The organism is Brevundimonas sp., from assembly GCF_030656255.1.
Classification (GTDB): domain Bacteria; phylum Pseudomonadota; class Alphaproteobacteria; order Caulobacterales; family Caulobacteraceae; genus Brevundimonas.
Genome location: NZ_JAUSOE010000080.1, coordinates 1 through 2002 on the forward strand (window position 1 = coordinate 1; position 2002 = coordinate 2002).

The following is a 2002-nucleotide window of genomic DNA, read 5'->3' on the forward strand; positions in this document are numbered from 1 at the left end:
GCCCGCCGTCATCAGTTCGGCGGCGCGCGCGGCGTCGCGACGGCCGGTGGTGAAGGTCAGGTTGACCGCGCCCTCGGTGCGGGCCTGGGACTGGACGATCATGTCCACATTGACGCTGGCCTCGGCCAGACGCGTGAAGACGTCGGCGGGGGCGTCCACGCGGTCGGACAGGCCCAGCAGGGTGATGCGGGCTTCGTCACGGCTCATGGTCACACCGGACACGATGCGCTTTTCCAAGATCTCCTCCTCGTCGCAGATCAGGGTTCCGCCCTTGTCGGGCATTTGGCCGGATTCGTCCGGTTCGATGAAGCTGGACAGGACCCGCACCGGCACCTGTTTGGCCATGGCGAGTTCGACCGAGCGGGTCTGGAGCACCTTGGCCCCCAATGAGGCCATTTCCAGCATCTCCTCGTAGGAGACCTTGGCCAGGCGCCGGGCGCGGCTCTCGATGCGCGGGTCGGTCGTATAGACGCCGTCCACGTCGGTATAGATGTCGCAGGGACAGCCCAGGGCCGCCGCAACGGCCACGGCCGAGGTGTCGGATCCGCCGCGGCCCAGGGTCGTGATCTTGCCCTCGGGGGTGACGCCCTGGAAGCCGGGGACGATGGCGATCTCGCCGGCGTCGACGGCGGCGCCCAGTTTTTCGCCGGGGATGTCGATGATGCGGGCGCGGGCGTGGGCGTCGTCGGTGATGATCGGCACCTGCCAGCCCATCCACGACCGTGCGTTCAGCCCCATGTTGCGCAAGGTCAGGGCCAGAAGACCGGCCGTCACCTGTTCGCCCGAGGCGACCACCACGTCATATTCGTCGTCGCTGAGCGGCAGGCCCGCAGCGGCAGGCCCGGCGCCGTCGGTCCAGGCGACCAGTTCGTTGGTCTTGCCCGCCATGGCGGAGACCACGACGGCGATCTTCTTGCCGGATGCGGCCTCGGCGGCGACGATTCGCGCCGCGCGCCGAATCCGTTCGAGGTCGCCCATCGAGGTGCCGCCGAACTTCATCACCAGTCGCATGGTGTCGGATCGTGAAGAATCGGGCCGCGTCATCGTGGCGTTCCGCCCCCTGCTTGCGTGAAAGGGCGCGAAGGTTCATCCCTCGCGCCATGACCGCTTCTAGCGACGCCGCACCGTCTCGCCTACCCCGCGAAGGGCATGGTTTTCCGCAAAATTCGTCCGAGGGTGCGTTTGGCGCATCGATCGACCCGGCGGACGTGGCCCGCTTCTCGGCCCAGGCGGCCGAATGGTGGGATGCGCACGGGCCGTTCGCACCCCTGCACCGGTTCAATCCGGCCCGGCTGGCGCTGATCCGCGAACAATTGTGCGCCCGGCTGGGCCGCGATCCGAAGGCGCGGGCTCCGTTTGAAGGGCTGACCCTGCTGGACGTCGGCTGCGGCGGCGGGCTGATCGCCGAACCGATGCGGCGGATGGGTTTCACCGTCACGGCCATCGACGCCTCGTCCGAGAATAACGGCACGGCGCGGGCTCATGCCGAGATGGTCGGGCTGGACATCGCCTATCGCGCCGCCACCGTCGAACAGATCGAGGCCGAGGGGGCGGGGCCGTTCGACGTGGTCCTGACCATGGAGGTGATCGAACATGTCGCCGATCCGGAGGCCTTCGTGCGCGCCTGTTCGAGGCTGATACGACCGGGCGGGGTCATGATGGTGGCCACCCTCAATAGGACCTTGAAGTCCCTGGCGCTGGGCAAGGTGGCGGCGGAATACATCCTGCGCTGGGTGCCCGCCGGGACGCACGACTGGCGCCAGTTCCTGAAGCCTGACGAGATCCGGGCGATGCTGGCGGCCGAGGCTGTGACGGTCGAGGGACCTTACGGCCTGAACTACGACCCGCTGACCGACCGCTGGAGCCAGAGCGACGATGCGGGGATCAACTATATGATGGTGGCGACCCGGGCGGCCTAGCGGTTCTCCCTCCCCCTGCGGGGGAGGGGCGTCGCGCAGCGACGGGGTGGGGGCGGCCAGGCACGGGCGCACCGATCTGTATC

The 2002-nt window shown here is 68.5% G+C and carries 2 protein-coding genes; one reads left to right on the forward strand and one right to left on the reverse strand.

Features of this window, described 5'->3' with window-relative positions; all coding sequences use genetic code 11:
* Positions 1 to 1011 (reverse strand): aspartate kinase (locus Q7J26_RS08780; protein ID WP_370651929.1); only part of this gene is annotated, 1011 nt, incomplete at its 3' end.
* 89 nt (positions 1012 to 1100) lie between these two features.
* Here Q7J26_RS08780 and ubiG point away from each other — a divergent pair.
* On the forward strand, positions 1101 to 1919 hold the full coding sequence (ubiG, locus tag Q7J26_RS08785) for a bifunctional 2-polyprenyl-6-hydroxyphenol methylase/3-demethylubiquinol 3-O-methyltransferase UbiG (protein ID WP_304936081.1): 819 nt from the start codon (positions 1101 to 1103) through the stop codon (positions 1917 to 1919).
* Positions 1920 to 2002: the final 83 nt, after the last annotated feature.

What these genes read in the sequence shown, in the direction of transcription:
- ubiG (WP_304936081.1), top strand. Translation starts at nt 1,101, where the DNA reads ATGACCGCTTCTAGCGACGCCGCACCGTCTCGCCTACCCCGCGAAGGG.